Source organism: Vibrio ostreicida, assembly GCF_013074385.2.
Lineage (GTDB): Bacteria > Pseudomonadota > Gammaproteobacteria > Enterobacterales > Vibrionaceae > Vibrio > Vibrio ostreicida.
In genome coordinates this window covers 38,010-64,765 of sequence record NZ_JABEYA020000014.1, presented here as the reverse complement: position 1 = coordinate 64,765, position 26,756 = coordinate 38,010, and the positions used below count along the sequence as shown (strand labels likewise).

Annotated in this window: 31 protein-coding genes and 1 pseudogene; 10 read left to right on the top strand and 22 right to left on the bottom strand. The window is 46.4% G+C overall.

All coding sequences use genetic code 11. From position 1 onward, the window contains the following. Positions 1 to 87: 87 nt before the first annotated feature. The 3 genes from HLM86_RS15585 to HLM86_RS15575 all read right to left on the bottom strand — a co-directional run bounded on the left by HLM86_RS15585 (position 88) and on the right by HLM86_RS15575 (position 2,053). Positions 88 to 174 carry a DUF3693 domain-containing protein gene (locus HLM86_RS15585; RefSeq protein WP_390226267.1) on the bottom strand — a complete coding sequence of 29 codons (87 nt, stop codon included), beginning with the start codon at positions 172 to 174 and terminating at the stop codon, positions 88 to 90. A gap of 209 nt (positions 175 to 383) precedes the next feature. After that, entirely contained in the window at positions 384 to 920 is a 537-nt protein-coding gene (locus tag HLM86_RS15580) for a peptide deformylase (RefSeq protein ID WP_170883651.1), read from the bottom strand. Positions 921 to 1,006: 86 nt separating this feature from the next. After that, positions 1,007 to 2,053, bottom strand: a complete 1,047-nt coding sequence (locus HLM86_RS15575) for a diaminopropionate ammonia-lyase (protein ID WP_170883650.1) — start codon at positions 2,051 to 2,053, stop codon at positions 1,007 to 1,009. A gap of 147 nt (positions 2,054 to 2,200) precedes the next feature. Here HLM86_RS15575 and HLM86_RS15570 point away from each other — a divergent pair, with 147 nt between their 5' ends. Further along, a complete protein-coding gene (locus tag HLM86_RS15570; RefSeq protein WP_076588724.1) occupies positions 2,201 to 2,680 on the top strand; it encodes an Lrp/AsnC family transcriptional regulator in 480 nt (159 codons plus the stop codon). A 56-nt stretch (positions 2,681 to 2,736) separates the two neighbouring features. Beyond that, a complete protein-coding gene (locus HLM86_RS15565) occupies positions 2,737 to 2,895 on the top strand; it encodes a hypothetical protein (RefSeq protein WP_170883649.1) in 159 nt (52 codons plus the stop codon). 9 nt (positions 2,896 to 2,904) lie between these two features. On the opposite strand, the gene HLM86_RS15560 is transcribed toward HLM86_RS15565, so the two are convergent. Then, a complete protein-coding gene (locus HLM86_RS15560) occupies positions 2,905 to 3,441 on the bottom strand; it encodes a nucleotidyltransferase family protein (RefSeq protein ID WP_170883648.1) in 537 nt (178 codons plus the stop codon). A 154-nt stretch (positions 3,442 to 3,595) separates the two neighbouring features. Beyond that, positions 3,596 to 3,880, bottom strand: a complete 285-nt coding sequence (locus tag HLM86_RS15555; RefSeq protein WP_076588720.1) for a putative quinol monooxygenase — start codon at positions 3,878 to 3,880, stop codon at positions 3,596 to 3,598. A gap of 350 nt (positions 3,881 to 4,230) precedes the next feature. On the opposite strand from HLM86_RS15555, the gene HLM86_RS15550 reads away from it, so the two are divergent. Further along, positions 4,231 to 4,731: a hypothetical protein gene (locus tag HLM86_RS15550; protein ID WP_170883647.1), complete on the top strand. Its 501-nt coding sequence runs from the start codon at positions 4,231 to 4,233 to the stop codon at positions 4,729 to 4,731. On the opposite strand, the gene HLM86_RS20530 is transcribed toward HLM86_RS15550, so the two are convergent. Together HLM86_RS20530 and HLM86_RS20525 are read right to left on the bottom strand one after the other, a co-directional pair. Further along, on the bottom strand, positions 4,726 to 4,884 hold the full coding sequence (locus HLM86_RS20530; RefSeq protein ID WP_497017423.1) for a GNAT family N-acetyltransferase: 159 nt from the start codon (positions 4,882 to 4,884) through the stop codon (positions 4,726 to 4,728). The two genes, HLM86_RS15550 and HLM86_RS20530, sit on opposite strands and share 6 nt — an antisense overlap. Before the next feature lie 56 nt (positions 4,885 to 4,940). Further along, a pseudogene (locus HLM86_RS20525) lies at positions 4,941 to 5,084 on the bottom strand (hypothetical protein); the annotation flags it as partial. Between the two features lie 766 nt (positions 5,085 to 5,850). Here HLM86_RS20525 and HLM86_RS15540 point away from each other — a divergent pair. Next, a complete protein-coding gene (locus HLM86_RS15540) occupies positions 5,851 to 6,492 on the top strand; it encodes a M91 family zinc metallopeptidase (protein ID WP_290313417.1) in 642 nt (213 codons plus the stop codon). Positions 6,493 to 6,550: 58 nt separating this feature from the next. Here the strand turns inward: HLM86_RS15540 and HLM86_RS15535 are convergent, their stop codons facing one another. The 9 genes from HLM86_RS15535 to HLM86_RS15495 form a co-directional block, all read right to left on the bottom strand. Further along, on the bottom strand, positions 6,551 to 6,703 hold the full coding sequence (locus HLM86_RS15535) for a YoaH family protein (protein ID WP_076588709.1): 153 nt from the start codon (positions 6,701 to 6,703) through the stop codon (positions 6,551 to 6,553). A 64-nt stretch (positions 6,704 to 6,767) separates the two neighbouring features. Beyond that, positions 6,768 to 7,982, bottom strand: coding sequence for a conjugal transfer protein TraF (locus HLM86_RS15530; RefSeq protein ID WP_076588706.1), 1,215 nt, complete (start codon positions 7,980 to 7,982; stop codon positions 6,768 to 6,770). A gap of 62 nt (positions 7,983 to 8,044) precedes the next feature. Beyond that, positions 8,045 to 8,914, bottom strand: coding sequence for a DUF2861 family protein (locus HLM86_RS15525; protein WP_170883645.1), 870 nt, complete (start codon positions 8,912 to 8,914; stop codon positions 8,045 to 8,047). Next, positions 8,914 to 9,573 carry a response regulator transcription factor VxrB gene (gene vxrB, locus HLM86_RS15520; protein ID WP_076588702.1) on the bottom strand — a complete coding sequence of 220 codons (660 nt, stop codon included), beginning with the start codon at positions 9,571 to 9,573 and terminating at the stop codon, positions 8,914 to 8,916. Before vxrB ends, HLM86_RS15525 begins: the two co-directional genes overlap by 1 nt. Beyond that, positions 9,548 to 11,047, bottom strand: coding sequence for a sensor histidine kinase VxrA (gene vxrA / locus HLM86_RS15515; protein ID WP_083949335.1), 1,500 nt, complete (start codon positions 11,045 to 11,047; stop codon positions 9,548 to 9,550). Before vxrA ends, vxrB begins: the two co-directional genes overlap by 26 nt. 131 nt (positions 11,048 to 11,178) lie before the next feature. Then, positions 11,179 to 12,555 carry a Re/Si-specific NAD(P)(+) transhydrogenase subunit beta gene (pntB, locus tag HLM86_RS15510; protein WP_076588700.1) on the bottom strand — a complete coding sequence of 459 codons (1,377 nt, stop codon included), beginning with the start codon at positions 12,553 to 12,555 and terminating at the stop codon, positions 11,179 to 11,181. Between the two features lie 11 nt (positions 12,556 to 12,566). Next, entirely contained in the window at positions 12,567 to 14,108 is a 1,542-nt protein-coding gene (gene pntA, locus HLM86_RS15505; protein ID WP_170883644.1) for a Re/Si-specific NAD(P)(+) transhydrogenase subunit alpha, read from the bottom strand. A gap of 281 nt (positions 14,109 to 14,389) precedes the next feature. Then, a complete protein-coding gene (locus tag HLM86_RS15500) occupies positions 14,390 to 14,671 on the bottom strand; it encodes an HlyU family transcriptional regulator (protein WP_076588898.1) in 282 nt (93 codons plus the stop codon). 13 nt (positions 14,672 to 14,684) lie between these two features. Further along, entirely contained in the window at positions 14,685 to 15,056 is a 372-nt protein-coding gene (locus HLM86_RS15495; RefSeq protein WP_076588694.1) for a late competence development ComFB family protein, read from the bottom strand. Between the two features lie 225 nt (positions 15,057 to 15,281). Here HLM86_RS15495 and HLM86_RS15490 point away from each other — a divergent pair, with 225 nt between their 5' ends. Next, the gene (locus HLM86_RS15490) at positions 15,282 to 16,517 is read left to right on the top strand and encodes a GGDEF domain-containing protein (RefSeq protein WP_170883643.1); all 1,236 of its coding nucleotides are present in this window, start codon (positions 15,282 to 15,284) and stop codon (positions 16,515 to 16,517) included. Between the two features lie 61 nt (positions 16,518 to 16,578). Here HLM86_RS15490 and HLM86_RS15485 read toward each other — a convergent pair whose 3' ends face one another. Beyond that, a complete protein-coding gene (locus HLM86_RS15485; RefSeq protein WP_083949334.1) occupies positions 16,579 to 17,511 on the bottom strand; it encodes a GGDEF domain-containing response regulator in 933 nt (310 codons plus the stop codon). A gap of 173 nt (positions 17,512 to 17,684) precedes the next feature. Between HLM86_RS15485 and HLM86_RS15480 the strand changes: the two genes are divergently transcribed. Next, complete coding sequence (locus HLM86_RS15480) at positions 17,685 to 18,122, top strand: DUF3069 domain-containing protein (RefSeq protein WP_076588686.1); 438 nt, start codon at positions 17,685 to 17,687, stop codon at positions 18,120 to 18,122. A 30-nt stretch (positions 18,123 to 18,152) separates the two neighbouring features. Here HLM86_RS15480 and modC read toward each other — a convergent pair whose 3' ends face one another. From modC to HLM86_RS15460, 4 genes are read right to left on the bottom strand one after another with little or no spacing between them, the layout of a single operon-like run. Beyond that, complete coding sequence (gene modC, locus HLM86_RS15475) at positions 18,153 to 19,253, bottom strand: molybdenum ABC transporter ATP-binding protein ModC (RefSeq protein WP_076588683.1); 1,101 nt, start codon at positions 19,251 to 19,253, stop codon at positions 18,153 to 18,155. After that, positions 19,250 to 19,951 (bottom strand): molybdate ABC transporter permease subunit, encoded by a 702-nt coding sequence (gene modB, locus HLM86_RS15470; protein ID WP_076588681.1) that lies wholly within the window; start codon positions 19,949 to 19,951, stop codon positions 19,250 to 19,252. Before modB ends, modC begins: the two co-directional genes overlap by 4 nt. A gap of 2 nt (positions 19,952 to 19,953) precedes the next feature. Then, entirely contained in the window at positions 19,954 to 20,676 is a 723-nt protein-coding gene (modA, locus tag HLM86_RS15465) for a molybdate ABC transporter substrate-binding protein (protein WP_076588679.1), read from the bottom strand. A gap of 29 nt (positions 20,677 to 20,705) precedes the next feature. Further along, a complete protein-coding gene (locus tag HLM86_RS15460) occupies positions 20,706 to 22,169 on the bottom strand; it encodes a cobyric acid synthase (RefSeq protein ID WP_170883642.1) in 1,464 nt (487 codons plus the stop codon). 171 nt (positions 22,170 to 22,340) lie between these two features. Between HLM86_RS15460 and HLM86_RS15455 the strand changes: the two genes are divergently transcribed. Both HLM86_RS15455 and HLM86_RS15450 read left to right on the top strand, forming a co-directional pair. After that, complete coding sequence (locus HLM86_RS15455) at positions 22,341 to 22,703, top strand: YgiW/YdeI family stress tolerance OB fold protein (RefSeq protein WP_076588676.1); 363 nt, start codon at positions 22,341 to 22,343, stop codon at positions 22,701 to 22,703. 136 nt (positions 22,704 to 22,839) lie between these two features. Beyond that, the gene (locus tag HLM86_RS15450) at positions 22,840 to 23,358 is read left to right on the top strand and encodes a hypothetical protein (protein WP_076588674.1); all 519 of its coding nucleotides are present in this window, start codon (positions 22,840 to 22,842) and stop codon (positions 23,356 to 23,358) included. Positions 23,359 to 23,387: 29 nt separating this feature from the next. Here HLM86_RS15450 and cra read toward each other — a convergent pair whose 3' ends face one another. Beyond that, positions 23,388 to 24,368: a catabolite repressor/activator gene (gene cra, locus HLM86_RS15445; protein ID WP_170883641.1), complete on the bottom strand. Its 981-nt coding sequence runs from the start codon at positions 24,366 to 24,368 to the stop codon at positions 23,388 to 23,390. 276 nt (positions 24,369 to 24,644) lie between these two features. On the opposite strand from cra, the gene fruB reads away from it, so the two are divergent. Together fruB and pfkB are read left to right on the top strand one after the other, a co-directional pair. Further along, the gene (fruB, locus tag HLM86_RS15440) at positions 24,645 to 25,781 is read left to right on the top strand and encodes a fused PTS fructose transporter subunit IIA/HPr protein (protein ID WP_170883640.1); all 1,137 of its coding nucleotides are present in this window, start codon (positions 24,645 to 24,647) and stop codon (positions 25,779 to 25,781) included. Positions 25,782 to 25,790: 9 nt separating this feature from the next. Continuing rightward, positions 25,791 to 26,741 carry a 1-phosphofructokinase gene (gene pfkB / locus HLM86_RS15435; protein WP_076588659.1) on the top strand — a complete coding sequence of 317 codons (951 nt, stop codon included), beginning with the start codon at positions 25,791 to 25,793 and terminating at the stop codon, positions 26,739 to 26,741. The last annotated feature ends 15 nt before the right edge of the window (positions 26,742 to 26,756 follow it).

The following is a 26,756-nucleotide window of genomic DNA, read 5'->3' as shown; positions in this document are numbered from 1 at the left end:
AAGCGGCGACAATGAGCCATTCGCTCACCCTCCCTTTGCTGCTTCAAGGGCGTCAGTGCTGGCGCAATGGTACTGACCCCAAACCACTCAACATAATAGCGTGCCACATAATACGCACCGAACTAGTGACTCTGATGGGCTGCCGATCCACATCGCCAAGCCGCCGCAAGCCATTGATATACCTCGAAAACCCAGCCCGTTATACTTTTTTCTATGTTGTTCCAAACCGATTGTAAACGCCCCATGAACCCACGGGGCGACTTATCTGTGTTTGAAGCACGCCATCGCACGACTGTTTTTGTTGGTCTCCCGACTCACTGCTTTGCCCTATTTAAAGAGGCTTTCTGCTTGAGACGCCGCGATCTTGTAAGATCTGGTTGTTATCAACCTGCCTTTTGGCTTTGGGATTCTCGATGCGCGTTAAACTGTTTAACCAGATCACGTTGAATAATACCACCGCCACGTATTATTCTATCCGTCATTACAATGCCGTCTAGATGGTCAATTTCGTGTTGTAGAAGCTCTGATAAGTCAGGGTCGAGACTGGTCAATGAACATTGTGTTCCACACTCATCGGTATAACGGACATCGATGCTGCAATGCCTTTCGACTTCGACGGCAATATCCGGCATGCTCATGCAGTCGTCCCAAACCACCATTTTTTCCGCGCTTTTGCCAGTAACGATAGGATTAATCAATATTAAGTCGTTGTCGTTAATCCTAAGGGCGATAACTCGCTTATTGATACCAATTTGCGGTGCCGCCATCGCTCTGCCCCATCCATACTCAAACTGAAAATTTGTTAACGCTGCAATCAATTGATCGATCTGCTCAGGCAAAGCCGGATCCTTGATGTCAACATCTTTACTTGGAAGGTGTAAACTGGGTTCACCAAAGGCTAATATTCGCTTATTTTTCATCGGACTCTCGCTGGTTCAAGGTGATTTAATTAAACATTATCTATTCTCTGCTGCTCGATTAAAGGCAGGCCTAAATCTTGTTGATCTCACTGCGTCTCCGTCACAATGACTAATGGCCGAGCACTGCTAGGAACGTTGGAAAACATCAAGTGAGCTAATCCCGCCGATCCTGATGTTGTGGTTCTGATACCGTAGCCATCCAACCTGTTTTTAGCCTCTGTAGCCTGTCCATCCGTGACAGTAACAAATTCATTGGCACCGACTTTGAGAATATCGAATGCCAAGAGTGACGGCGCTTTACAATCTAATCTCCCCATATTGGACACTGGCCCTTTTACTGAGGTTATCTCTCCCTTTACCACACTCTGCTGTAAGCAGTTCGCCCATTCAGGTTCAACCACAATAATCTGAGGCTGCACTGGCCAGCACTCTCTAATGTGCCGAGTGACCGCGGCAGCCATGCCCCCCACACCCGCCTGCAGAACCACGTGGGTTGGCCATTGATCTAATCGATGAAACTCATCCGACATTTCCTGCGCTAAGACAGAATACCCCTGCATGACTAGGGATGGATAATGCGTTTCACCTCGCCATGAGGAATCCGTGATCAGGGTGACGTTTTCTGCTTGAGAACGATCGAACGCATTACGCATTGAATCCTCGTAGGTCATTCCTGCGCGGATGACTTTCGCCCCGACCTGCTGCAAACGGCGCTCAAAGACACGAGGAACCTGCTCAGAGATAAACACTTCGCATGGGATGCCAAGAAGACTTGCTCCTTTTGCAACCGAAAGACCATGATTTCCCGCTGACGCACAACAAACGAGCTGGCCTTTCAAGTACTGTTGACTGAGTGACATGACGTCTTTTGGGCTCAGCGCCTGTTTCAAAATACGTTGCAGTTTTTCTTCCGCGAGTGAGAACACCGCGTAGGTACCACCAAGCGCTTTGAAAGAACCAAGCCCCATCCTGCTCGTTTCATTCTTGATAAAGCACGTTGAACAACCTAACGCTTTACCAATAGAAGTGAATTCTGACAAAGGAGTGGGTTCATACTGGCTACACTGAGTTAACCATGCCAATGGCTTAGTCGGACTCGACATCTCTATAAGATCTGAGGTTTTCTTTTTCATAATATTTCCACGTTTTATTCGCTAATTTATAGATTACCCCTTCTTTGTGATAGCTATAGATCTTATATGCTCACTATTTAGATTATTATGCATCAAAATAATGGGAAAAGTGTTTAAATGAGATCAACTTACCCATGGATATAAAGAATGATAGAACTTGATAAAGCCGACTTAGCCATCCTGTCTATTCTTCAAGAAGATTGTCGCAGCCCTCTCGACATGATTGCCGATGAAGTGGGGGTCTCAACAGTCACGGTACAAAGGCGAATAAAACGGCTACGAGACAGTGGCGTGATTCTAAGAGATGTGTCTATTCTTGACCCAGAACCACTCGGATGGAAGATGACATTTCTGGTACTAGTCGAAATGGAACGCGAGCGTTCCGACATGTTAGATAATTTCCGAAAGAGAATGGTCAATGAGCCCCAAGTACAGCAATGTTATTACATTACTGGAGACGCAGACTTTGCGGTTATTTGCCTAGCGAGAGATATGGAAGATTTCGAAGCGCTCACTCGTAGACTCTTTTTTGACGATATCAACATCAGGCGGTTCAAAACCAACGTTGTGATGAGACGAAGTAAAGTTGGTATGGGGGTAATGGTCGAGGCGATGGAAGGCATGTAACCCCATTTGCGTGGTCATTGATTACCTTGATAAGGTTACGCAAAAAGAGCCAGCCTATGGGCAACCCTGAACGTCTTGGTCCGCCCTTACTGGCCTTGCTTTATTGGTGCAAGGCCACTCAATCTGGTTGTATTAAAAGTTCTTCAACGTCATCGGCTCAATATGCTCACCAGGGTTACTGGCTGATCATTTACCGCAGTACATCCGCCCTTTAAATAAATCCGTTAAGGGGCAATAATTAAACAGGGCCATTGTCTGAGCCAACCTTTTGAATCGATGCGCTGTAAAAACAGCTCTCGTGACCTTTTAGGATTAGGCGTAATGCAGTAACGGAATAATGATTCGAAGCCAAACGCCGCGATGCACTGATATTGATTAAGCGCAATTTGGCGAATCCCAACCGCAGTTTCTTTTTCAGGCCAGTAACTCATTGCATCCAACGTGCTCAGATAAGGGCGATCCGCGTTCCGCTCATGCATTATTGCTTGGTTTCGCACTTGCCAATTGAGCTCAGGCATACACTGGTAAAGCCGGGCTTCATAGGCGAGATACGAGCGAGGGTCCGCTTCGTTTGGGTCAAAGTAAACAACATCAACATCATTGAGAGGGGTTGGGGTTACGAGGTTGTGTAACGAATCCCAAACGAGGTTTCGAACAAAACCCGCCGCAATATAACACTGGGGCAAGCCCAACTGATATACGTGATTCAATGCTTTGCCCCTAATAGGGTCTCGCCGGATCAACTCGATGATTTTATCCATTTTCGTGCCACGCGATCACCGCGTTTAACCCTCGTTATGACGCTCTGCCACCCGAAATAATAGAACGTACAGCGACATCAAACCCGTTCGTTAACTCAATTTCAAACATTCGGCTTAGTTCCGTCGTTATTTAAGTCACAGAGTTTTTACAGAATTAAGCGCTCCGCTCTTCAATACGATAACAACGGCTCACATTTTCAGTTACCTGCCCCCAATAGGAAGCTTTGACTCTAGCTTGGTGACTCTCAAATGCCTGCCGGTCAATAAACTCTTCATAGACGTGGAAACGGGTTGAGTGAGTCTGGCACTGGGTGACCTCAAAGAGGATACATCCGGGCTCTTGACGAGTTAACACTCTATGCGCCTCCAACGCCTGCGTAATCACCGCCAATTCATTTTCCAAGACGTCGATATGACCTGATAAGACGATCTTTTTCATTCTGATTATCCACCACTATTCGTTGAATAATAAAGACTTTATCAGCTCAATCAGCTCAATTCAATAGCGGTTAACAATAGGATGAGCATTGGACCTGTGCGAGCCCCATCAGCCAAAAACTCTCTGGAATGAAAAGCGAGATCAATAATGACGAGGTACCCTGGATAGGTCCTGAAAATAATAAGTGACAATGTAACAAAAAGCCAAGAGAATACAGCGTCCCCACAAAGGTGACGTCGTCACTTAATATCATTGATGACTGGAAGTTGACCACAGACCTATGACACAATAGCTCATCGCCCTTTTCTAAACTTAATTCAATGAAAGCTCTGATTATTTTAGCATTAAGTATGATTATATCGGCATGTGCCCTCTCGCCCAGAGATATGTCGGTGGGTTACCTAGAAAATCCACAATTTGTACAGACGATCGGAGGTAAAAAGACGTCGGAGAAGTCAATTGCCTTTGTTTACCGCCGTCAGAACGAGAAAGAGCGACGCATTGTAGTTCATGTTGAGGATATACCCGTCGAAATGCGTTTTAAGCTGTGTGACAGCAATGAGGTACTGACGGATAGCAACATTACAGTCGTCGGACAAAGCAGCCCCGATTGTCGCTCTTGGCTGACGATTACCCCCTTGCCTAACCACAAATACGCCTTGTCTTATGAGCTGAATCTACTGCTTGGCTATGAGAAACAACGACATCAAGGTCAGGTGATATATACACCTGTGACGAAAAAATTGGCGCAATATAAGGCCGTCTACCCAGCGAAGTCTGTCTCTACGCCATTAACACGCTATTCAAACTCAACTATCGTTGAATCAACAGAGGTCAAAGTCAATCTATAGGGTTGTACTCTCGGCTTGGGATGCTGACAACAACATGGGCACGTCGACCATCCCACCACGCTGTCGGATACCGCCAATGCGCTCAAAGCCAAATTGGCGGTAAACCTGCTCAGCATTAAGCGCAGAGTTAACCGTAAACTGAGTCCCCCCAATCGATTAAGCGTATCCGATTTTACGTAATGCCATAATTGACGGGCAATTCCCTGTCCCTGATAACCGTCAGCAACAAACAAGTGGAAAAGATGCGTCTCTTGCCGCATCCCAATGACTCCAAGCAACTTCCCGCTTTTATCTAACGCCATATGGTAGCAACACTCACCTTCAAGATTGAGGGCAATATTGTGTTCCGACATCGATTCCAGCAACAACGTTTCAATCGACGCTTCACAAGTAGGGCAAATATATTGACGAGCTAGAGGAATGATCAGCTGGCTGATGGCTGATGCATCCTTTAGTCCTGCAGGACATAGCGTTAAGACCATAATCGTATCACAATGATTGAATCATAAATAAAATCTACGGTAAAACCATAAGTAAAACAATCACAATTTATTTATATTTCAATAAAATACAATCGTAAAGTACGACATTAATAAGTTCACAAAGACCAATGTGACATCGTCACTTATTGGTGAATTTTGACTATTGCAGCCTCTTCCTCCGCTGTATTACTCAGCACATTATATTCATGGCAAGTGTTTTCTCTGTGACGGTATAACACATCGGGACAATTCACTGCATCCATCATAGCCTGACGTTAGCGACACCAATCCCTTGTTATTTAATTACAACACAATCCAAACCTTCTTCAATTACAGGACAATACTCCGCTATAAGCAATTGATTATATGTTATTTTTAACCTAACCCCCTTATTTCACGCTCCGGAAACCCTTGTTCTCCGTTCTAATTTACTTATTTTCTATCGATAATTAAGATACCAATTGGCACGGTTCGGCTCTTTGTGCACAGCAAATCATGGGCAGTGCACTTACAGCATATTGACTATACTTTTGTGAGTTTAAACACCGTAAGGATTTTTATGAGCTCTCTTTTTGATAAATTCAGAAACTCTCTGTTCAAAAAAAATTAGCCTAAAGTCCCGGACACTCCTCCCCAAATAGTCAGGACGTGTCGACTAAGAGGGTTTCCCGGCTTTGCAGCCAAATTCGATGCGAACGAACACCCCTACTTTCGTGAGATCATGGAAGAGAACCTACGCAAACTGAAATCGGTGGCGGCAGGCAAAGCTTTATTAAGTGAAATACAGGCGGCACGGCCTGTGGTAAGAGGTTCGTTTCCTCCAACAGTCAACGTGATGTGTGTACCGACTCATATTAACTTTACTCAAAGCGGTTTTAAGCGGTTGGTACATTATGATATGAATTACAAAGAGCACGTTACTGGGATATCTCCTTCTAAACAAGCCAAGTTCGCACCCAAAGGCTGTCCGTTCTGGATGGCAGGAGGAAGTCACAATGCGGCGGTTGATCCAAAAGCGGCGACCAACAGCTTTGGTTCTGTTTGCTTTATGCATTTCAGTAATGTTCAGGTCATGACACGCAAAGGGGAAAAAGCCGATCCCTATGTTGTCCTCGCCCATGAACTCATTCATTCACTGCATTGTTTGCAAGGCACCACGATTGATGGGAAAGACGAAGAGTTGTGGACAACTGGCCTTGGAAAATATGCCGATAACCCAATGAGTGAAAACGCCTTCCGGCGCCAGTTTGGCGTGGCGCAGCGTAGGCGCTATTTTTGAGTGTGTGTTCTGGTAAAGAAACGGTGAAGTGACACTCCACTGTTTCTTACTGAGAGAGTTAATCTGAGGTGGGTGTCAGCTCTGCTCGAATGGCTTCAGCAACCACTTTAATGGCCTGTGCGGTACTCATCCCCTCACCCATCAGCGCTTGTATTTTTTCGACGGCTTTTTGCTGCTCTTCATGTGATAAGGGTGGAAAATCATCTAACATAAAAGGCTCCTCGTTTCATTGGCCGCTGACTATATTACTAATCGGGACAGACTACCAGCGCTAGCTAATAACTTTTTAGGAAGTTAATGTAGCCTCCCATCGAGTTCTTGTTGGTGTAACTGGCTGCAACATCAATTTGGAACAAATTCAACGGAGATAAACCAATACCAGCGGTAACCGTGTCGTCAAGATTATCGTACGCCAAATTTCGCCGCCAACCCGCTCTCAACTTAAGCTGGCGCATAATGTCGATTTCCCCACCGACCCTCAGATACTGAGTATTATCATTGAAGTTGGTGTAACGCTCATCTTCATTGATATCGTAGTCGACACTTAGGGTGGCATAATCGGCAACCAAGCCCACACCGACCGTGTATTGAGGTTTCATCTGGTACGCGTAAGAGGTCGCAGGCGTAGTACGCGATTGGCTACTGTCAATACTTGAGGTCAGTGTTTGAGCTGGCAATTCTTGGGTCATAATGTCACGTGAAATGAGGTTCATTGCAGACACACCGAGCCTTAAAGGCCCGCGAAACCAAAGAAACCCAGCATCAATATTAAAGATGGTTTCACCCGTGCCATTGTCACGTACATCTTTAATGTCGTAATTATTCAGGTTCGCATTATAGACATAGGTATAAACCCGCTGAATTTTTGGGGATACACCAAACGAAATGTGCTGACCGAGGAACGTTTGGTATTTCGCCAGTGACAACCCTACTTCAGCAACACCAATTGCGACCGCATTAACCGAGCTTAACTCCGCATTGACTGCCACATCCAGATCGCTATCTCCAGTATTGGCGCCAGAGTAGATGTCCGTTTGTGCAAATGACTCAACATAAGCTTTGGCAAAGACGTTGGCCGCCAAAAAACTGTTTGGGATCGCGATCGCCCCGACCCCACCCACTTCAAGCTTAGCGATGTCATTTTCCAGCCCCGTCAGAGTGGTTTGCAGGCGAGCCGCATCGGCAGAAGTGATACTGCTACTACTGACCGCACTATTGATAATATCCGCGGCCTGATCTAAGCCATCAACCATTTCATGCTCGTCGCTGTAAGCAAGACCGAAGGACGGAATAATCATTCCAGCGTCATCATTTCGCCGATAGACTGCGGTAATAGCGGGGTTATAGAAAGGCGCTGTGAGAAAATTAGCAGAGACCACACCGACGCCCCCCATACCATCACCTCTGGCTTCAATAGCGTAGGTCGCCGCGTGGGCGCTCGTGATACTGACCATCACCGATAACGATAGGAGTTTTAGTGAATTTTTCATAGCGATATAAACTTTACCATTCCATGGGTTTATAGCGACCTATTGTGTCTGAACTTGAATTATTACTCTACCGAAACGTCGTAAGTTTTGCTAATTATTTGGGATAGTTCAACAATTATCGGTCCTTGCCACCTCTGATGCGTCATCGAAATCGCCATAACGTAGCGTCCTGTAGGAACGGGATCGCCTTCGAGTGATGTCGGGTAATCGGATTCGTAGGTCGCACCCCATACTTTGTTATATTGACCATCGACGTAATCATACAAAGCGGTATCGAGCTTGGGTAAGGGGCAGTGTGAATTGAGGAGAGCATTTTTATCGATTCGCCATCGGTCTTTTGACTGCCAACGAATAGAGACTTTCGCCTTGTCGTCGCCAAATACAACCCAAGAACTCCAAGATGTTTGATCTTTGGCGGTAATATCGAGACGATAAAGCCCCATCGGGATTTTGCTGTTGAGGTTATAACGTTTCACATAAGACTGGGTCTGAGTATCATCCTTAGCTACTGTGTAAAACGCATTGTCCGTGGACAGGCTTTTTTGAACCCAGCGAGACAAAGCGATGTCCGTGATGTCTTTTCGTGATTGAACCTCAATCAAGGCGCGATAAGCGTCCCTCCCAGGGCTTTGTGTTTCGATGGCTCTAACGGTGACGTTTTTAAGCCATTCAGGCAACGGCTTCGAATCTAAACCTTTACCACAATCCACCTGCAATGACTGAATGAAAAGATCGTTGAGATGCGGGGCGATCGCTTGATGCTTTTCTTGTTGTAGCACTTCAACCAGAGAAGAGAACATCGCTGGAAGATCGTTGTTCAACAAATATCGATGTGCTTGAGTCAGCGGGGAATTGCTCTCAAACCAAGGTACCTGATCAGCCGATAAGGGTGTGCTCATAAGCACACCGAGTATTAAAACACTGGGTTTCATCAGGCTTTCATTTTATAACCGACGCCGCGCAAGGTTTCAATCTCAAGCCCTGCCAGCTTTTGACGTAGCTGCAGTACATGAGTATCCACGGTACGGGTTGTCGGAAAGTGATTGTAGCCCCACACGTGATCCAGCAGTTCATCGCGAGTAAACACCCGCCCAAGATTGCTGGCCAAAAAGAGCAACAAATCAAATTCTGTCCGTGTCAGCGTAATCGATTCTTCTCTGTAGAAAACCTCCCGAGTTGCCTTATCGATAACCAAATGTTCTGTTTTTACTTTGCTTTCGTCCTGCAATTCAGACTCCGGCGCGCGTAACTGAGCTCGGATTCTTGCAAATAACTCAGCCTCTGCAAACGGCTTGGTCAAATAATCATTCGCGCCAGCATCGAGACCAGCGACCTTATCTTTGACGGTGACCAACGCCGTCAGCAGGATAACAGGAACATCTTTACGTTCTTTCCAACCAAGCAAATGTTCCACAGAATCACCATCAGGCAGTTGGCGATCCAAGATGACTAAATCTGCTTTCTCCCAATATTGCGCTACGTCCGCGATGGTTTCAGCGTGAAAACACTCGTATCCGGCTTGCTCCAGGCTTACTAAAAGGCCATCGGCCAGATTTTTGTCGTCTTCAACAAGAAGCAGTGTCTGTTTCACAAGGTATCTCCAAAATAAACGTTGTTGGTGGGCCGATCAGGGTCATTTTACCCCCCATTCTTCCCACCATAGATTCAACGATAGTTAAGCCCAGTCCAAGCCCTGCTTTACTCACAAATGGCTGACGCAGTTTTCGCCAGTCTTTATGAGTCAACTGGCCTTGGTCTATGACCCTAACCGTAATCAAGTTATGTTTTGTACTGACATTCAGTACAATCGGTGCCGTGCCATACTTCATGGCATTGCGAATTAAGTTATCGATGCAGGTACCTAGCCAATAAACATTCAGTTTGGCCGCGATATCTTCGCTGATGGTCAATTTCACCTTACCACCAAGCTCTTCTTCGACTTTAAACTCTAACCACTCTTTGACCGATGGGACCCATTCTGTTGCGAGCGGTTTATTGTCAGACTGAAGATAATCTTTACTCGCTTCCGCCAACTGGCGCAAACGGCGTGAATCCTCGCACAAACGTCTAAATTCATCGTAAACCGACTCTGGAAGCTTCTCAAACTCTCGTCGGAACCCTTCGACCGTTAACGATAAACTGGCAATCGGTGTGCGGAGTTCATGCGTCAATATCTGCAAAATCAGCATGCGACTTTTCATTTCCTGACGCTTGGTATTCCATCGATAGACAGACCATCCCATCACCAATAGGATGTTGGCTATCACCAACACCACCATGCTCACACGCAACACTTGAGAATGGTCTTCGATATCCCAACAAAGATTTCCACGCTGAACAAAGCAGCTGTTTGATTCACTCTTTAATTTGACACTCAGTCCCGCTTCATCGACATTGCGTTTCCAGATGTTTTCACTAAAGACCAGATAGCTGTCATTTTTTCGCAACCATAATTCCCCTTGCTCTAGAAACATACTTGACCCGGATAAAAGCGCGAGGATGGTTTCCTCGTTCATCCTTTGCAAGCGTCCCAACAAGGTCGAGCGCGACGCCAATGGCCGCTCTCTAATATGCATATATTGTTGCAAACGTTGCTGCTGCTCAGGGTGTAGGGCCTCGTAACGCTTGGCGTAAGTCCCGCCACCAGGGTGAATCAAGCCACTTCTAGCAAACCAATTTTCGCTGAGTTTGGTCCCTTTACACGTTGCCCTAGTGAATACCAGAGGCTCGGTTATCAAAGGACTTAACGGCAATTTCCCTGTGCAGTGCTGAGCCAACTGATACAAACGCTGAACATCCCTCAATGGATAGGAAGACGTTTGCGGCAACATCGAGTCTGGCGTGATCAAACGCGTCGGATAATCGGATTGAATAATACGAATGTCGTAAGACGCGCTGATTTGCTCATCGCTAAATGAATCGACAAACTTGTCGATTCTCTCAGGCAACGAATCCGCCTTCGCGCCAGTACTTACCACTACCACACACACGGTGAATAGTTTGAAAACCGTCTTTATCAATGCAAAAAATCTATCAGTCAGTGGGTTAGATTTCGAATAAAACATTATCGCAAAAATATGAATCTCAAATGTGATATTGGTGTCAATAATGTCACTCTAAATACGAAAGAAGCCAGCAGTAGCTGGCTTCTCGGACAAAAAACATGTTGAACTTCGAACGTCAACCTTATGACAGACTACAACGCTTTAGAGATCGCGTCTACACTCTCTTTTGCGTCTCCAAACAACATCTGAGAGTTGTCTTTGAAGAACAATGGATTTTGAACCCCAGCATAACCTGTATTCATTGACCTCTTGAATATCACTACATGTTTGGCGTGCCAAACTTCAAGCACTGGCATACCCGCAATTGGGCTATGTGGATCGTCGAGTGCCGCGGGATTGACGGTATCATTGGCACCAATGACCAAGACCGTATCGGTGGTTTCGAAATCGTCGTTAATTTCGTCCATCTCCAATACAATATCATAAGGAACTTTCGCCTCGGCCAGTAATACATTCATATGGCCAGGAAGCCGCCCCGCCACGGGGTGGATACCAAAACGCACATTGATCCCTTTTGACCTGAGTTTCTCGGTGATTTCGTGAACCGGATACTGGGCCTGAGCAACCGCCATACCGTACCCCGGCGTTATGATCACTGACTTGGATTGTTTGAGCATTTCCGCTACTTCATCGACGTTGCATTCTCGGTGCTCACCGTGATCGACATCTGAAGCAATAGAGATTTCTTGTCCAAACCCGCCTGCAATGACGCTAACAAATGATCGATTCATGGCTTTGCACATAATATAAGACAGAATTGCTCCCGATGACCCTACCAGCGCACCAGTCACGATCAGCAGGTCGTTGGCCAACATAAAACCGGCCGCCGCCGCCGCCCAACCTGAATATGAATTTAACATCGAGACCACCACTGGCATGTCTGCTCCGCCAATCGACGCGACCAGGTGACAACCAAAGGCAAACGCAATCAGGGTCATGATCAGCAGGGCGAACGTACTTCCGTCTGCTTCAACGAATTGAAACAGTAACCAGACCGACACAACCACTGCCGCTAGATTGAGTTTGTGCTTATGGGGTAAGTTAAGCGCAGAAGACGAAATAACGCCCCGCAGTTTACCAAACGCAACCACCGATCCTGTAAAGGTCACCGCACCAATGAAGACGCCAAGGAATACCTCAACCAGATGAATGACATGCTCGGCCTCATTGGCCGCAATTGGCGCATCAAAATAGCTGTTATACCCAACCAGAACCGCAGCCATTCCCACAAAACTGTGTAAAATGGCGACCAATTCTGGCATTTCGGTCATTTCTACTTTTTTGGCATAATGGATACCAATGGTGCCACCAATCGCCATTGCAATTATGATCCAGATAAACCCTTGAGAGTCTGGGCCAAAAATGGTCGCAATCAACGCAATCGCCATGCCCGCAATACCATAGTAATTGCCAGACTTGGCCGATTCTTGCTTAGACAATCCAGCAAGGCTCAAAATAAAAAACAAGGCAGCGACAATATACGCGGCTTGTACTAATCCTTCAGACATGTTCGCTCCCCTTAATCTTTACGAAACATTTCAAGCATGCGCTTGGTCACGGTGAAGCCACCAAAGATATTGATACTGGCAATCAGAACGGCAATGAATGAGAGAAAAGATACCACCCCATTTCCCTGCCCAATCTGAAGTAAAGCACCAACGACAATGATGCCAGATATCGCGTTAGTCACTGACATCAACGGGGTATGCAGGGCATGAGTCACGTTCCAAACCACGTAATACCCAACGACACAAGCAAGCACGAAGACGGTAAAATGGGAGAGAAAAGCGGGGGGTGCAACAGAAGCAATCCAAGCGAAAGCACCCAGACCTAAAGCCAATGCCGTGATTTTCTTCAACGGTGAAACTGGCTCGTCTGGCGTTTTGTCTTGTTTTACAGGCTCAGCGGCTTTTTGTTGTGGCTTGGGTTGTACCGAGACTTGAATGGGTGGGGCTGGCCAAGTTACTTCCCCTTCTTTCACAACAGTGACACTGCGCAGGACGACGTCTTCAAAATCAATGTCGATCATGCCTTGCTTGTCTTTGCACAATAGCTTTAATAGGTTAACCAAATTGGTGGCAAACAATTGTGAGGATTGGGTTGGCAAACGGCTCACCATATCAGTATAACCAACCACTTTTACGCCATTTTTGGTTTTCACCACCTTGTTGGCTTTAGTGTATTCACAATTGCCACCATTGGCAGCAGCTAAGTCGACAATCACACTGCCCGCTTTCATACTGTCCACCATAGATTTGGTGATCAGTGTCGGGGCTGGTTTACCGGGGATCAGTGCAGTAGTAATGATAATATCGACGTCTTTGGCCTGCTCAGCGTATAATTCTGCAGCCTTTGCGGTAAAAGCCTCAGACATTTCTTTAGCATAGCCATCACCAGCGCCAGTATCTTCGCTGAAATCAACCTCTAGAAACTCTGCACCCATCGACTGAACTTGTTCTTTGACTTCTGGCCGGACATCAAATGAACGGACAATCGCGCCTAAACTTCCGGCAGCACCAATCGCGGCCAAACCAGCAACACCAGCCCCCGCAACCAATACCTTTGCAGGCGGCACTTTACCCGCGGCGGTGATTTGTCCGGTAAAGAAACGCCCAAACTGATGAGCCGCCTCTACGACCGCCCGATACCCAGCTATGTTCGCCATCGAAGAGAGCGCATCCAATGATTGAGCCCGAGAAATTCGTGGAACCGAGTCCATCGCCAATACATTAATCTTTTTACTGGCCAATTGCTCAAGTAACTCGGGGTTCTGCGCAGGCCAGATAAAACTGACCAAAGTCGCTCCCGCTTTAATTTGTTCAATTTCTTCGTCATTGGGCGCATTCACTTTTAAAATGAGGTCCGCCTGCCACACCTCGTCTTTGGTAACAACGCTGGCTCCGGATAATTCAAACGCCGCGTCATCAAAACTTGCCAGTTTCCCTGCTTTTGATTCCACACAGACGTCAAAACCTAATTTTAAAAGCTGCTCAACCGAGGTTGGCGAAGCGGCGACTCGTGTTTCTCCCACAAGTGTTTCTTTTGGCACACCAATTTGCATAGCGATTCCTTGACTGTTAGCCACAGTGAACATTTGTTTTATCGAACGCTTAGATTAACTTCAAGTATTTTGCCTCGAAAATACTAATTCGAAGGACATATACTCCTTTGTAATGAGTTAGTTAGTGTCTTGCACTGCAATGTAACCGCTAGATACTAAAAATTTGAGAGGTTACACGTATTGTTTTAAACGACTCGATCACCACATTAGAAAAACAAAAGAGCCATTAGCATAACGACTAATGGCTCTTAAAATTATGACGTTCGTCAACCTGTTAAACACTATCCAAAAATACTGTCACCACTTTGATCAATAAACATCTGCGCTTTTTTTAACATAAGTTCATTGGCGTCGTTTTCTAACGCGAGGACATCGGAACGAATAAATCGGTGTTCTTTGGTTTGTTCATCGATGATTTTAGTGATCCGCCCTGCAACGCGATACTGACCATGTTCAGCCAATGCTTGCGGATAAATCAAAAAACCCATGTACTCAATGGGCTCCAATTCCTTGCTGTCATCTTTAGGTCCCCCACCGCCAAAAATTCTTGAAAATAATCCCACTTATACCGCTCCTTCATTCACTTTTCTTACCTTCAACGAGGGGTTTTTCAAACCATTCAAGTTCAGTGTCATCATCAAATTTGGGTTTACTGAACATCACAGGTACTTCGTCTTTGCGAGCGCGACGCCTATCTTCGACAATCATGGACATGGACGACGCCACCGCCGCCTCTGAATACTTCTTCAAGACAACCAGCCTTTCTTCCGATAACGCAGACAGAAAGTCGATATCATGTCGAATATAAACGGGTCTTAGTTGACTCAGAGCCAAACACGCCAAATCGGCGAGCTGCTCATGATCCAGATGCAGAGCGTATTTGTCTTGTGCTAAAACTTGGCCGACGAGTGTTTCCATATAATTGTGAACGTCAACACTGATTTGCATAACCTTGCGCTCCTTTATGCTTCAAGTTCTTCCTAGCCTACTTTCTAAATATAAATCATGGCGTAACTGAAAGGGGAGATTTATACTCAATTTTTTGACAATTGTTCCTACAATACCTCATTTTTAGCGTTGTGATGACGTAAAAAGCTTGGAATATCATAAGATCACAGTATTCTTAAGCATCATGTATAGATCAATGTTAATTAATAGGTCGAAGGCTAGTCAATGTCGTTTTCTTTGGTAACAACAAATTGGTTTCGTTTAACGTTACCCTTATTGCTGTTAGCCTTGATGGCCATAGGAATGAACAGTGTCGTTGACCTGACTCAATCCAATTTAGGCATCACTTCCCATCTACCCTACGTGCTTTTCTTTTGTGTGATCGCGTTGGGCCACGCTTTTAAACAATGCCGTATTGCTATGATTGCGTTTACCATGACGGTAGTCTATTGGTACATTCAGGCGTTTTTACAAAGTTCGTTATCAACAGGATCGACCTTACTTGAACTGTCTTTGCTGTCCTTCGTGGTTCCTATCGCTTGTGCCCTCGTTTATCCGTATAAAGAGCGCGGTGTTTTAAGCAAAGCCTTTGCTATTTACATTGTTACACTGTCACTAATAGCCTTGTGGTGTTACCTTATTTTGACCTATTTTTACGAAGGGGGCTTCGGTCAGTTTGATGACACCTTCCTTTATTCAGAGCCGGCTATATCACGATTACCTCTTATCTTAGTCTTATATTCGCTTGGTACGATTCTGCTAAGTGCCATTTTCGTTCACCGAAGCAATCGGATTATTGACGCCGTGGTGTATACCGCCATTGCCCTTTCTTCTGTCACCTTTACCTTCTTTCACGTACAGTTCATTTCGATCTCTTTGTTTTCCTTAGCGGGTCTACTTTTACTTGTCTATATTTTTTCGGCTAGCCATGAACTGGCGTTCAAAGATCGCTTAACCGATATACCGGGCCGTTTGGCATTGGAATCTGATCTTCGTCATCTCGGTCGACGATACACCATCGCTATGCTCGATATTGACCATTTCAAATCCTTTAACGATACCTATGGCCATGATACTGGTGACGATGTTCTCAAACTGGTCGCAAGCAAAATGGCGGAGACTGGTGGCCGAGCTAAAGTGTATCGTTACGGTGGGGAAGAGTTTACCGTGTTATTTAAAGGAAAAGAGACACAAGAAGCGTTGCCGCATCTTGAAGATCTCAGAATCGCCATACAAGACTACGAGATGGTGGTCAGAAACGAAAAGTCGAGACCAAAAGACGATAAAAGTGGTGCGAAGAAACGTAAAAAAGCCAACGAGGTGGATCATGTCAGCGTTACCATTAGCATCGGCGTCGCCGATAATCTAGACGCCGATAGCGTTGAGGAAGTTATGAAGCAAGCAGATACGGCCCTTTACAAGGCCAAAAAGGCAGGAAGAAACCAAGTCAGCTTGGCTTAGCTCTGGTTTAGCCGTGAGCAAGCCATAACGAAAATAAGACAACGCTCTGATTCCTCTACACCTACTCTATGTGAACAAACCGATTACGCCCTTCACTTTTAGAGCGGTACAGGCCTTCGTCTGCTTTGATGTAGAAGTCATCAGGCGATTCCTTACCCGTGGGGACAATACTGTAGACCCCCTGCGACACTGTCACATATTTCGAGGCACTACTAAACTCATGTTGAATGGCTAACTTTTCAAGACTGGATTGAATTCGTGTGGCATTGTTCAACGCCTCCTCTAAGCCAGTGTGACCTAGGATAATCACAAACTCTTCGCCCCCGTAACGGCCGACAAGCTCTGCGCTCCTTTCAAAAAGCCCATCGAGCATCCGAGCAATTTCAATCAGGCATTTATCACCTTCAATATGGCCATAGTTATCGTTGTAAAGTTTAAAATGATCCACATCAAGTAAAATTAAGCTCAGAGGCAAATGATGTCGGCCATGATTCGCAATCACTTCTTTGAGTTTTTCATCAATGTAACGGCGGTTCTTCACCTTGGTTAAACCATCTTCACTGGCCAATTTTTCAAGCTCTTGATTAGCTTTTGCCAGTTCCGCCGTTTTATGATTGAGTTCGCGTCGCATAAAAGCAATGCGTTGCATTGCGATCAATTTTGACGCAAGAACCAGTTTATCCACCGGTTTGGTTAAATAGTCATCCCCGCCTGCATCGATCGCATTGGCGATCATCGCAGGTTCATCATGGCTACTCAGGAAGATAATTGGTATCCACTCTTTGTAAATCTCACGAATACGCTGGGATACTTCAAAGCCATCCATATCCGGCATCGAGATGTCGAGTAAGATCAATTCGGGCTGGAAGCTAGGGTACAAAGCAAGGGCTTGTTCTCCGGACGCTGCCATTTCCACCGTATGGCCTAGCTGTTTTAGGCGAATAGCGAGTTGCATGCGTTCCATTTGCACGTCATCAACGAGTAGAATTTTCATCGAAGATCCAGAGAGTTCCACGTATCTACCTTCTTAAATGAGTAAACTGGCCGAAAAATCAGTTGCTTATGATTAAGAATACTCCAAGACGAGGATTTCCACCACTACTGTTGACATTTAATCTATTTTTTTTAGGATAGGGACGTTACAACCCTATATTTACGAGAGAGCGAATGTCTGACACCAATTCAACAGAACAACCCCAAGTCGATTTGTCCACCATTTCAGCAGAGCTCCGCCAAGTGATTGAATTTGATGACATCCCCGATGGGATGCACTACATGATCACCTCTATTCATGAAGTCTCTGAAGAGGCAGTGCGTGAGGCTTGGAGTGAACTTCCAAACAGTGCCCAGAATGTACTCGATAACTTTGAACAGTTCCATGCCCTTGTTTCGGTGAGTCAGGCTTTTGCGGGTATAAGTGTTATGGAAGAGTTCCCAACATTAAAACTGCCTGAAGAGATGGACGAGCAGCAACAAGAAGCTTACCGTGCCCAATTATTGGATCAGGTACTGCAAAACAGCGTCAAAGATATGGTCAAACAGATAAAAAAAGCACGTCGAGACCCTATCTTAAAACGCGACTTTACCGATGTTTTTACTCGCTAACTTCACCCCAAACGCCGCGGTTTGCGGCGTTTAATAACACAATCCTGGACTATCCAGATCTACATTGATCGTTTGGATTTGTGCATAGACCGCTAATCCAACCCGTAAACCAAGTTCATCTTTAGCCCAATGAGTGATGCTCGACCACAAGCAATGCTCGTCATCTATAGCCAGTTTGACCAAGACACTGTCCTGTTCTGATTGAAGGCATGGTGTCTCTATGGCTAAAATGACCACTGGTACAACATTGCGTATTGAGCTTTGCCTCGGTGCTTGCAAAGACACGGATACATCCTCAGCCTGAATATGCAAGCTCACTCTTTCGCGGGGTTGTCTGTTTAACCGCGGGACCCATAACGCCAGACCACCTCGCAACGCTAACTGAGTTAACCCTTGATGTTCCCCCATCACCATTGCTTTCCATAAGGTGTTGTGTTGTCTAAGAGGCTGCCAAGGTAGCATCGCATCAGATGACCACACCGTGGCGATTGGCCCCGAATCGATCACCTTTCCTTTATTGAGGATCACAAGATGATCGGCCAATCGAGCGACTTCGTTCAAGCTATGCGACACATAAATGATCGGGGTATCGACCTCTGTCGCCAACCGCTCCAAGAATGGCAAGACTTCTGCTTTTCTTCTTCGATCTAAAGACGCCAGAGGCTCATCCATTAAGAGTAAGCTGGGTTTTGACAACAGCGCCCGACCTATGGCAACCCGTTGCTTTTCGCCACCAGACAGTCGGACTGGGTAGCGTTCAAGAAGATCGTCTAAAGCCAACAGCTTCACTATTTTATCAAAATACGCGCTGTCGGGTGTGTCGACTCCATAACGTAAATTCCCTTTTACTCGATAATGGGGGAAAAGCCGTGCTTCCTGAAAGACGTAGCCAAGACGACGTTGATAGGTAGGGATATGGATCTGGGACGCAGAACAAAACAGAATATTGCCCGCCATCTCTATCCGGCCTTCATCGGGCTGAATGAGGCCACTCATCACGTTAATGAAGGTGGTCTTCCCAGCACCAGAGGGGCCAACGATCGCAGTCACCCCTTGATAAGGAATCGACACCTCAATATCAAATTCTAGCCCTAAAAATGACTGCTTAAATTGAATGTCTATCGCACTCATCCGTGAGTCCCTAGTCTTTTCGTCAGACGACGACTCGCCCGATCAGAGAGTAATAAAGCGCAGAGCGCAATCAAGACTGACAAGACACACAAACGCAAGGTTTCTGTTTCCGCCCCCGGCGTTTCAATAAAGGTATACATAGCCAATGGAATCGTTTGTGTCTCACCCGGTATATTGGACACAAAACTTATCGTCGCACCAAATTCACCAAGGCTACGTGCAAACGACAGCAATGCACCACTGATCACCCCGGGAAAAATCAGTGGAAGCGTAATCGTACAAAACACCCGAGTCGGCGATGCTCCTAAAGTCGCCGCGGCCTGCTCTAAACGAGCATCGACATTCTCGACACTCAGTCGAATAGCCCGCACCATCAAAGGCAATGAAACCACAAGGCAGGCCAGTACCGCCCCCTTCCAACTGAACGAAAACACCAATCCAAAATACTCATACAGCCAGTGCCCAATATAACTTTGACGGCCGACTGAAATCAGCAAAAGGTAGCCAATCACCACCGGTGGCAAAACAAGGGGTAAATGCACCAAACTGTCGAGCCAAGTTTTGCCAACAAACTGTTTCTTTGCCAATACCCAACCAAGTCCGATACCAATCGGGATCAGCCAGCCTGTAGCATACACGGCTACTTTTAAGCTCAACATCAAAGCTTGGTATTCATACTCTGAAAGGGCGGCGAACATTGTTAAAGAAATCCATATTGTTTAAAAATGACTTGTGCGTGAGTCGTTTGCAAAAACAACGCAAAATCGAGTGTTTCAGGCCGTGTATTGAGCGTTGCCATCGGATAAACAATACCGCTGTGGCTTGCCGATGGGAAAGTCGCAACAATGGAAACCTTGTCACTCGATACCGCATCGGTTTTGTAAACGATCCCTAAGGGTGTTTCCTCTCGTTCAACCAAAATAAGTGCCTTTCGCGCATTATTGACTGGCGCTAGAGCCACTTTAAGGCGGTCCCACAACCCATAAAAGATCAAAGCTTCCTTGGCGTAAATCCCCACTGGAACCACATCGGTCTGGCCAACCGCTAATCTCTCATCCGCTAGGCGATGCGTCCAATCTTGAATATCGGTGAGGTTAAAACCGCTTCCCCATCGGTGGGAGGAAACAATCACCAACTGATTCGACACTAGGTTGGTCACCGCATCACGATGAACATGACCCTGCGTGACCAGATACTGAGCCCAATGGCGATTGGCTGAGATAAAAATGTCGGCGGGCGCACCATGCCTGATTTGTTGCGCGAGGGCCGATGAAGCGGCAAACACTGGCGTAACCCGGGTTTCTGTCATCAACTCGTACTCATTCGCTAATACGTTAATCACTTGAGTCATGGAGGAGGCCGCGTAAACGGTAAGGGGCTCGGCATCGCCCACTGCACTGTAGGTGATACTCAACCATGCCATCAGACAAATTCGTAAGTTAGACCGAAAGTTCAACGATACAGCTCCGGCCAAAGTAACGAGAGATTGAGATGTTGTTCGGCGGTATCGGCAATAAGATTAATCGCATTTTCTTGTTGTTGCTGGTGATCCCGTTCCGTCACGCCTTGCGCGCCTGCCCACCGGGTGAGCAAACTCAATGCCTGAGCGTTGTCAAATATACCGTGAAGATACGTTCCCAGAACTTGATTACACTCACTGACAACGCCATCCCCTTTGCCTGAATCCAGTCGAATGAGACTGGGGTGGTTTAGTGCAGTTCTACCTACATGGATTTCGTAGCCTGTAACCGGCGCCTGTTCACCATTGAGTTCAAGAGTCCCACTGACATTAACCAGTGCTTTCTCCTCCTTCAGTTCCGTGGTGATCGGCAAATAATTGAGTCCCTGACTTTCCCCCGCCTCACTTTCAACACCGGATGGATCACTAATCTGCACACCTAACATCTGATAACCTCCGCAAATCCCCATCAACTTACCACCAAACCTAAGATGCCGCTCAATATCTTTATCCCAACCTTGACGACGTAAATACGCGAGATCTGAACGGACCGACTTGGTCCCCGGCAGAATAATCAAGTCCGCCTTGTCAAGCCGCTCACCCTGACCAACAAAACGAAGGTTGACCTCGGGGTGAAGGCGCAGAGCATCAAAATCCGTGTGATTGCTAATTCGTGTCAAAACTGGGACGACCACATTCAACTGACATTCCTCACCAACCTGTTGTGTGGTATTGATTGCATCTTCCGCTTCTAAATCAAAACCATGCAAGTAAGGGAGGACCCCAATGACGGGTTTTCCGGTTCTCTCTTCGAGCCAGTTCAAGCCGGGTTGCAGCAGCGATATATCCCCTCTGAAACGGTTGATGACAAAACCAACCACCCTTTTCTGTTCTGACTCAGACAGCAATTCGAGCGTCCCAACCAAGTGCGCAAAAACACCGCCACGATCAATGTCCGCAATGATGATGACCGGAACGTCCGCCGGTTCCGCAAACCCCATATTGGCAATATCATTTGCCCGCAAGTTGATCTCGGCAGGGCTGCCTGCCCCCTCGATCATCACAGACTGATACGCTTGCGTTAAGGTCACAAAGGACTCAAGAACCACGGGGAGCATCTCATCTTTGTATGTCTTTTGGCCGATGCTTCTCATCGGCGGGCGCGCCTTACCTTGCACGATCACCTGAGCACCGGTATCCGAACTGGGCTTCAGAAGCACAGGGTTCATATGGACATTGGGCTCAATATTGGCTGCTTTGGCCTGAACAGCCTGAGCACGACCGATTTCACCACCATCAGCCGTTACTGCACTATTGAGTGCCATATTTTGTGGCTTAAATGGGGCAACTTTAATGCCTTTTCTTGCAAGAATACGGCATAGAGCCGCGACTAATACACTTTTTCCTGCATCGGAGGTGGTTCCCTGAACCATTAACGCATCTATTGCTCGACGCATAATCCACTTATTTTCAGACAGTTTCGCTAGGAAGGTCCGTCATCATATCGTTTTTACACTCGCATGCTCAAGCCATGAATCGATTATGAATAACCTCATCAGAGGCGGTTCAACATGCGGATGCTCTAATCCCATGACCAATTACGGTTATTATCGATAAAGGACACTCTCATGAAACACATTATACTCGCCACCGCCGCCGCTCTCATATTGGGACCGACGATCGCGCTAGCCCACGAGACTCACTCAAGCATTCAATACAACGGCCCAATCGAGGTGGCGTCGCTTGACGCCCTATTGGCAGACAATAGTCTGTTTGTCGAGAAAAAGGTGGTCGTAGACGGCAATATTGTTCGTCAAATAAGCGCAGATACTTATCTGTTTTCTGACGGAAAAAATGAGATTCAAATCAGTATTGATGACGATATTCGACTCAACCAACCGATTGACCCTGACACCTCTTTGCGTATTTTTGGGGAATTTGAAGGCGGCAGAACCGCGGAAATTGATGTTGATCGCATTCAACTGCTTTAAAATAAGGTATTTATCCTGACTATGAGTTAAAATCTGACCGAATGGCTGGATACGGCTTAATTATTGCTTAGCTTTGGTTAGTTTTCGTTAACCGCATCTTTTCGTCAAAAACTTGATGCTAGTCGGAGTAGTACCGTTGAAAAAGATCATTTTAGCCTGCGCATTCGCCAGCGCAGGCTTAACCAGCAACGCTCACGCGAACAATTTTATGTATAACTTTTTTGAAGTTCGTACCGCGATCAATCCAGAAATGTCGGGCGCAGAGTTCAGTACGCTTTTTACTGATAATTCTCATTTTATTATCCGTGCCGACACCCAGTTTGACAAAGACTATGATATCGCTGGTGGGGTTGGTTTTAATGGACCCGTTAGCCAATTCGCAGACGTGTATGGGCAACTGCTGATACACAGAGTCAAATACGTGCCTAAATCTGGAGGCGCCTCGGAAAACCAAGTAGAAGTGAATATCGGTGCTCGCATGTGGCTTGCCGATCAAATCGAATTAACGGGCCGCATCGGTCGTAATGACGACAGTTCCGTCTTTCATGCAGGTATACGCTTTCATTCTACTGATCAACTTTCTCTATCTGCTGAAACTCGTAACAATGGCCTATACGGCCCTCAAATTGCCATGTCGGTGCGATTCCAATATTAATAACAAGCAATAACCCAACTTCAATTGGGTTATTGCCTTACAATGATTTTTCTTGGCACTAATTCGATACCGGGCTGATAACGTTTTGCGATGGCATTCATTGCACGAGTTAAAGCGCTGTCTGCGATCATTTCTAGCTGTTGAGGTAACGAATTTATCTTGACTGGTAAGAAGTCCAATAACCTGTGATCACCAAAGGTTGCAAACTTCACCCCAGACAATCGCTCAGGTTGCTCCAACAAGAGGTCGAGTACCCCTTCAAGTAAAGTGTATGAGGTGGTCACAATGGCTTTGGGCACACAGTTATTTTCCAACCAGCCTTCCAGTACCTGCTTACCATCTTTACGTTGAAAATGCTCACCATAGCCAACCAGAGTAGAGACACTGGGATCAGTGAGCGCACTGTAAAAGCCCAATTCTCTCTCACGAGAGACATTGAGGTTGGGTAACGCGCCAATCAGGCCAATACTGGTGATGCTGTCCGATAATATCGATGAGGTCAATTCAAAAGCCGCATCAAAATCTTCACTGATGACACAGGAGAAAAACTCATCGTCAAGCGGGCGATCGATGGCAATGACTGGGGTGCCATCTTGCTGAAGTTGAAGGTAAAAGTCATTGGCTTCAGGGATGGCACTGGCGACAAACAACGCATCAACTTTACGACTGACTAACGCATGAGCCACACTTTTTTCTGTGTCGGCATCATCGTCTGAACAAGCAATCAGTGTTTGATAACCTATGGTTCTGGAGTTTTGTTCAAGAAGCTTGGCAAGTCGAGCGTAGCTGGTGTTCTCCAAATCTGGAATAATTAGGCCAAATGAACGACTTTGCCCAACTCTGAGGGTACTGGCCGCAAGATCGGGTCGATAATTGTGCTCATTAACAACCGCCATCACTCTCTTCTGAGTGCTCTCACTGATCCGGTATTTTGCCCCCTTACCATTAATGACATAACTGGCGGTCGTTTTAGACACTCCTGCCAATTTGGCTATTTGATCTAATGTCATAGAAACCTGCTTTTTATGTGGAATGGATCAAAATTTCACCACCTGAACCATGGCAATGTTTGCATTATAGACTGGAACGATTCAGCCTAACAGACGAAACGATTCAGCGTGATCAAAAGTTAACCATGATCACATTATGATTATTCGAGTTATTTTTTGGTGATCATCGAGCGGTTCGTTTGGTTTTTTTTGCTTTTTTGCTGAATCGATTCAGCCTGTGTAAGAAGACTGTCTACTAGACTGGTTATATCGTATAGATCAAAACAAAGAGGCTATATGCTCAAGATAACTGAACACGACATTTCCTTTAATCAACATTTTTCAGATAAAGAATCAGCGATTAAGTTTGCGGCGCACACCTTAATTGATACGAACAAAGTCACATCTGGCTATGCGCAAGGCATGTTGAAACGCGAACAGCTTAGCTCAACCTATCTAGGCAACGGCATCGCGATGCCGCACGGCACAATAGAGACGAGAGATAGGGTTCGTGCAACTGGGGTCTCCATCGTACATATTCCGCAAGGCGTCGATTGGGGAGAGGGTCAATGGGTTTATGTCGTGATCGGTATTGCGGCCATGTCCACAGAGCATCTGAGTATTCTTGAGCAACTGACCAAGGTCATCTCAACTGACGGTTTCGAATCCCTCCTCAAGCAAGTTCAAACCGCACAACAACTCTCTGATTTACTGAATCAAAACATACAAATGACGTGTGAATTGTCCCCTTCCTTAATGGAACTCAACCTCCCAATCAGTGATATGTGGCCACTGACCGCAATGGCGGGTGAGCTGCTCAATCGTCAGGGCTACATTAATAAGGGGTGTGTTGCCGATCTTATCATGGCGCCCCCTACCCATTTGGGAAAAGGCGTTTGGCTCTCCAGCTCAGCAACGTCAGTTCTCAAAACCGCTTTGGCGATCGTGTCGGTCGCCGAACCCTTTGAGTTCGAAGGCCGTTCGGTTAAAACGTTGATCACTGTTGCAGCATGCAATCAAAGTCATCGGTCACACCTTGATAAGATTAGTGAGCTCGTAGCGGAAGGCCAACAGCTCAAACTCACTAGCGATTCCAAATCCGAGTTGTTGAGTTTGTTTGATTCAACCCTTGATGACACCCTCACACCATCAGACACGATGACACAAGCGGTTTTTACCATAAAGAATACGCATGGTTTGCACGCAAGACCCGGTGCGATGCTGGTGGCGGAGGCCAAAAAATTTGAATCTACGTTGACGGTCTCCAATCTCAATGGCACCGATACCAGTGTGAACGCGAAAAGCCTAATGAAAGTGATCGCGTTAGGCGTAAAAAGCGGCCATCAATTGAAATTTACCGCGAATGGCCCAGATGCGGCCCAAGCACTTCAGTCAATCGGTAACGTGATTGATTCCGGTCTGGGAGAAGGATAAGGACCTACCATGTCGAATAAAGTCGTGACCATTACGCTTAATCCAGCGCTCGATTTAACGGGCGGTTTAGACACTCTCAAGCCAGGAAAGGTTAACTTAATCAAGCAAAGCTCCTTGCATGCTGCGGGTAAAGGGATCAACGTTGCCAGAGTCCTATCCGATCTCGGAGCAAAAGTGACGGTGACCGGTTTTCTTGGCCAAGAAAATCAGCAGCTGTTTTGTCAGTTGTTCACCCAAATCAATGCCATTGATGCCTTTGTTCGTGTCGATGGGGCAACCCGAATTAACGTCAAGCTGATCGAAAATGATGACCGCGTCAGTGACATCAATTTCCCCGGTATGACGATCAGTGAGCAGGCTATTCAACAATTTGAATCGACACTCAAGACTCTGTGCGTCGATCACCAATATTTTGTCATGGCGGGCAGCTTACCGGCTGGTGTTTCACCGCAACGCTGTGCTTCATGGGTGTCTTATCTCCAAAAACGCGGCAAACAAGTTCTTTTCGATTCGAGTCAGGACGCGTTAAAAGCCGGCATTCAGGCTTCACCTTGGCTGGTCAAACCCAATGAGGATGAATTGGCCGCTTTCGTTGGCTCCCCGATCCTGTCAACCCGTGAGTGCCAAGTCGCCGCGCAAGCTATTGCCCAGGCTGGCGTGGACAATGTGGTGGTGTCTTTAGGCCCTAAAGGTGTGATGTGGCTGAACAACCATGAATGGATCCACGCACAGCCGCCGACCATAGAGGTGGTCAGTACTGTAGGCGCTGGCGACACTCTCGTTGCGGGGCTGTGTTGGGGACATATGCAAGCGATGCCCAAAAACACTCTGATCACGTTTGCGGCCGCGCTCTCTGCACTGGCCGTTGCTCAGATCGGCGTTGGGGTCACCGATATCAATCAAGTAACTCGATTACAGAAAAAAATCAACATCACTCAGCTTTGTGACAAGCAAGAGTAAGGATAAAGGTCATTC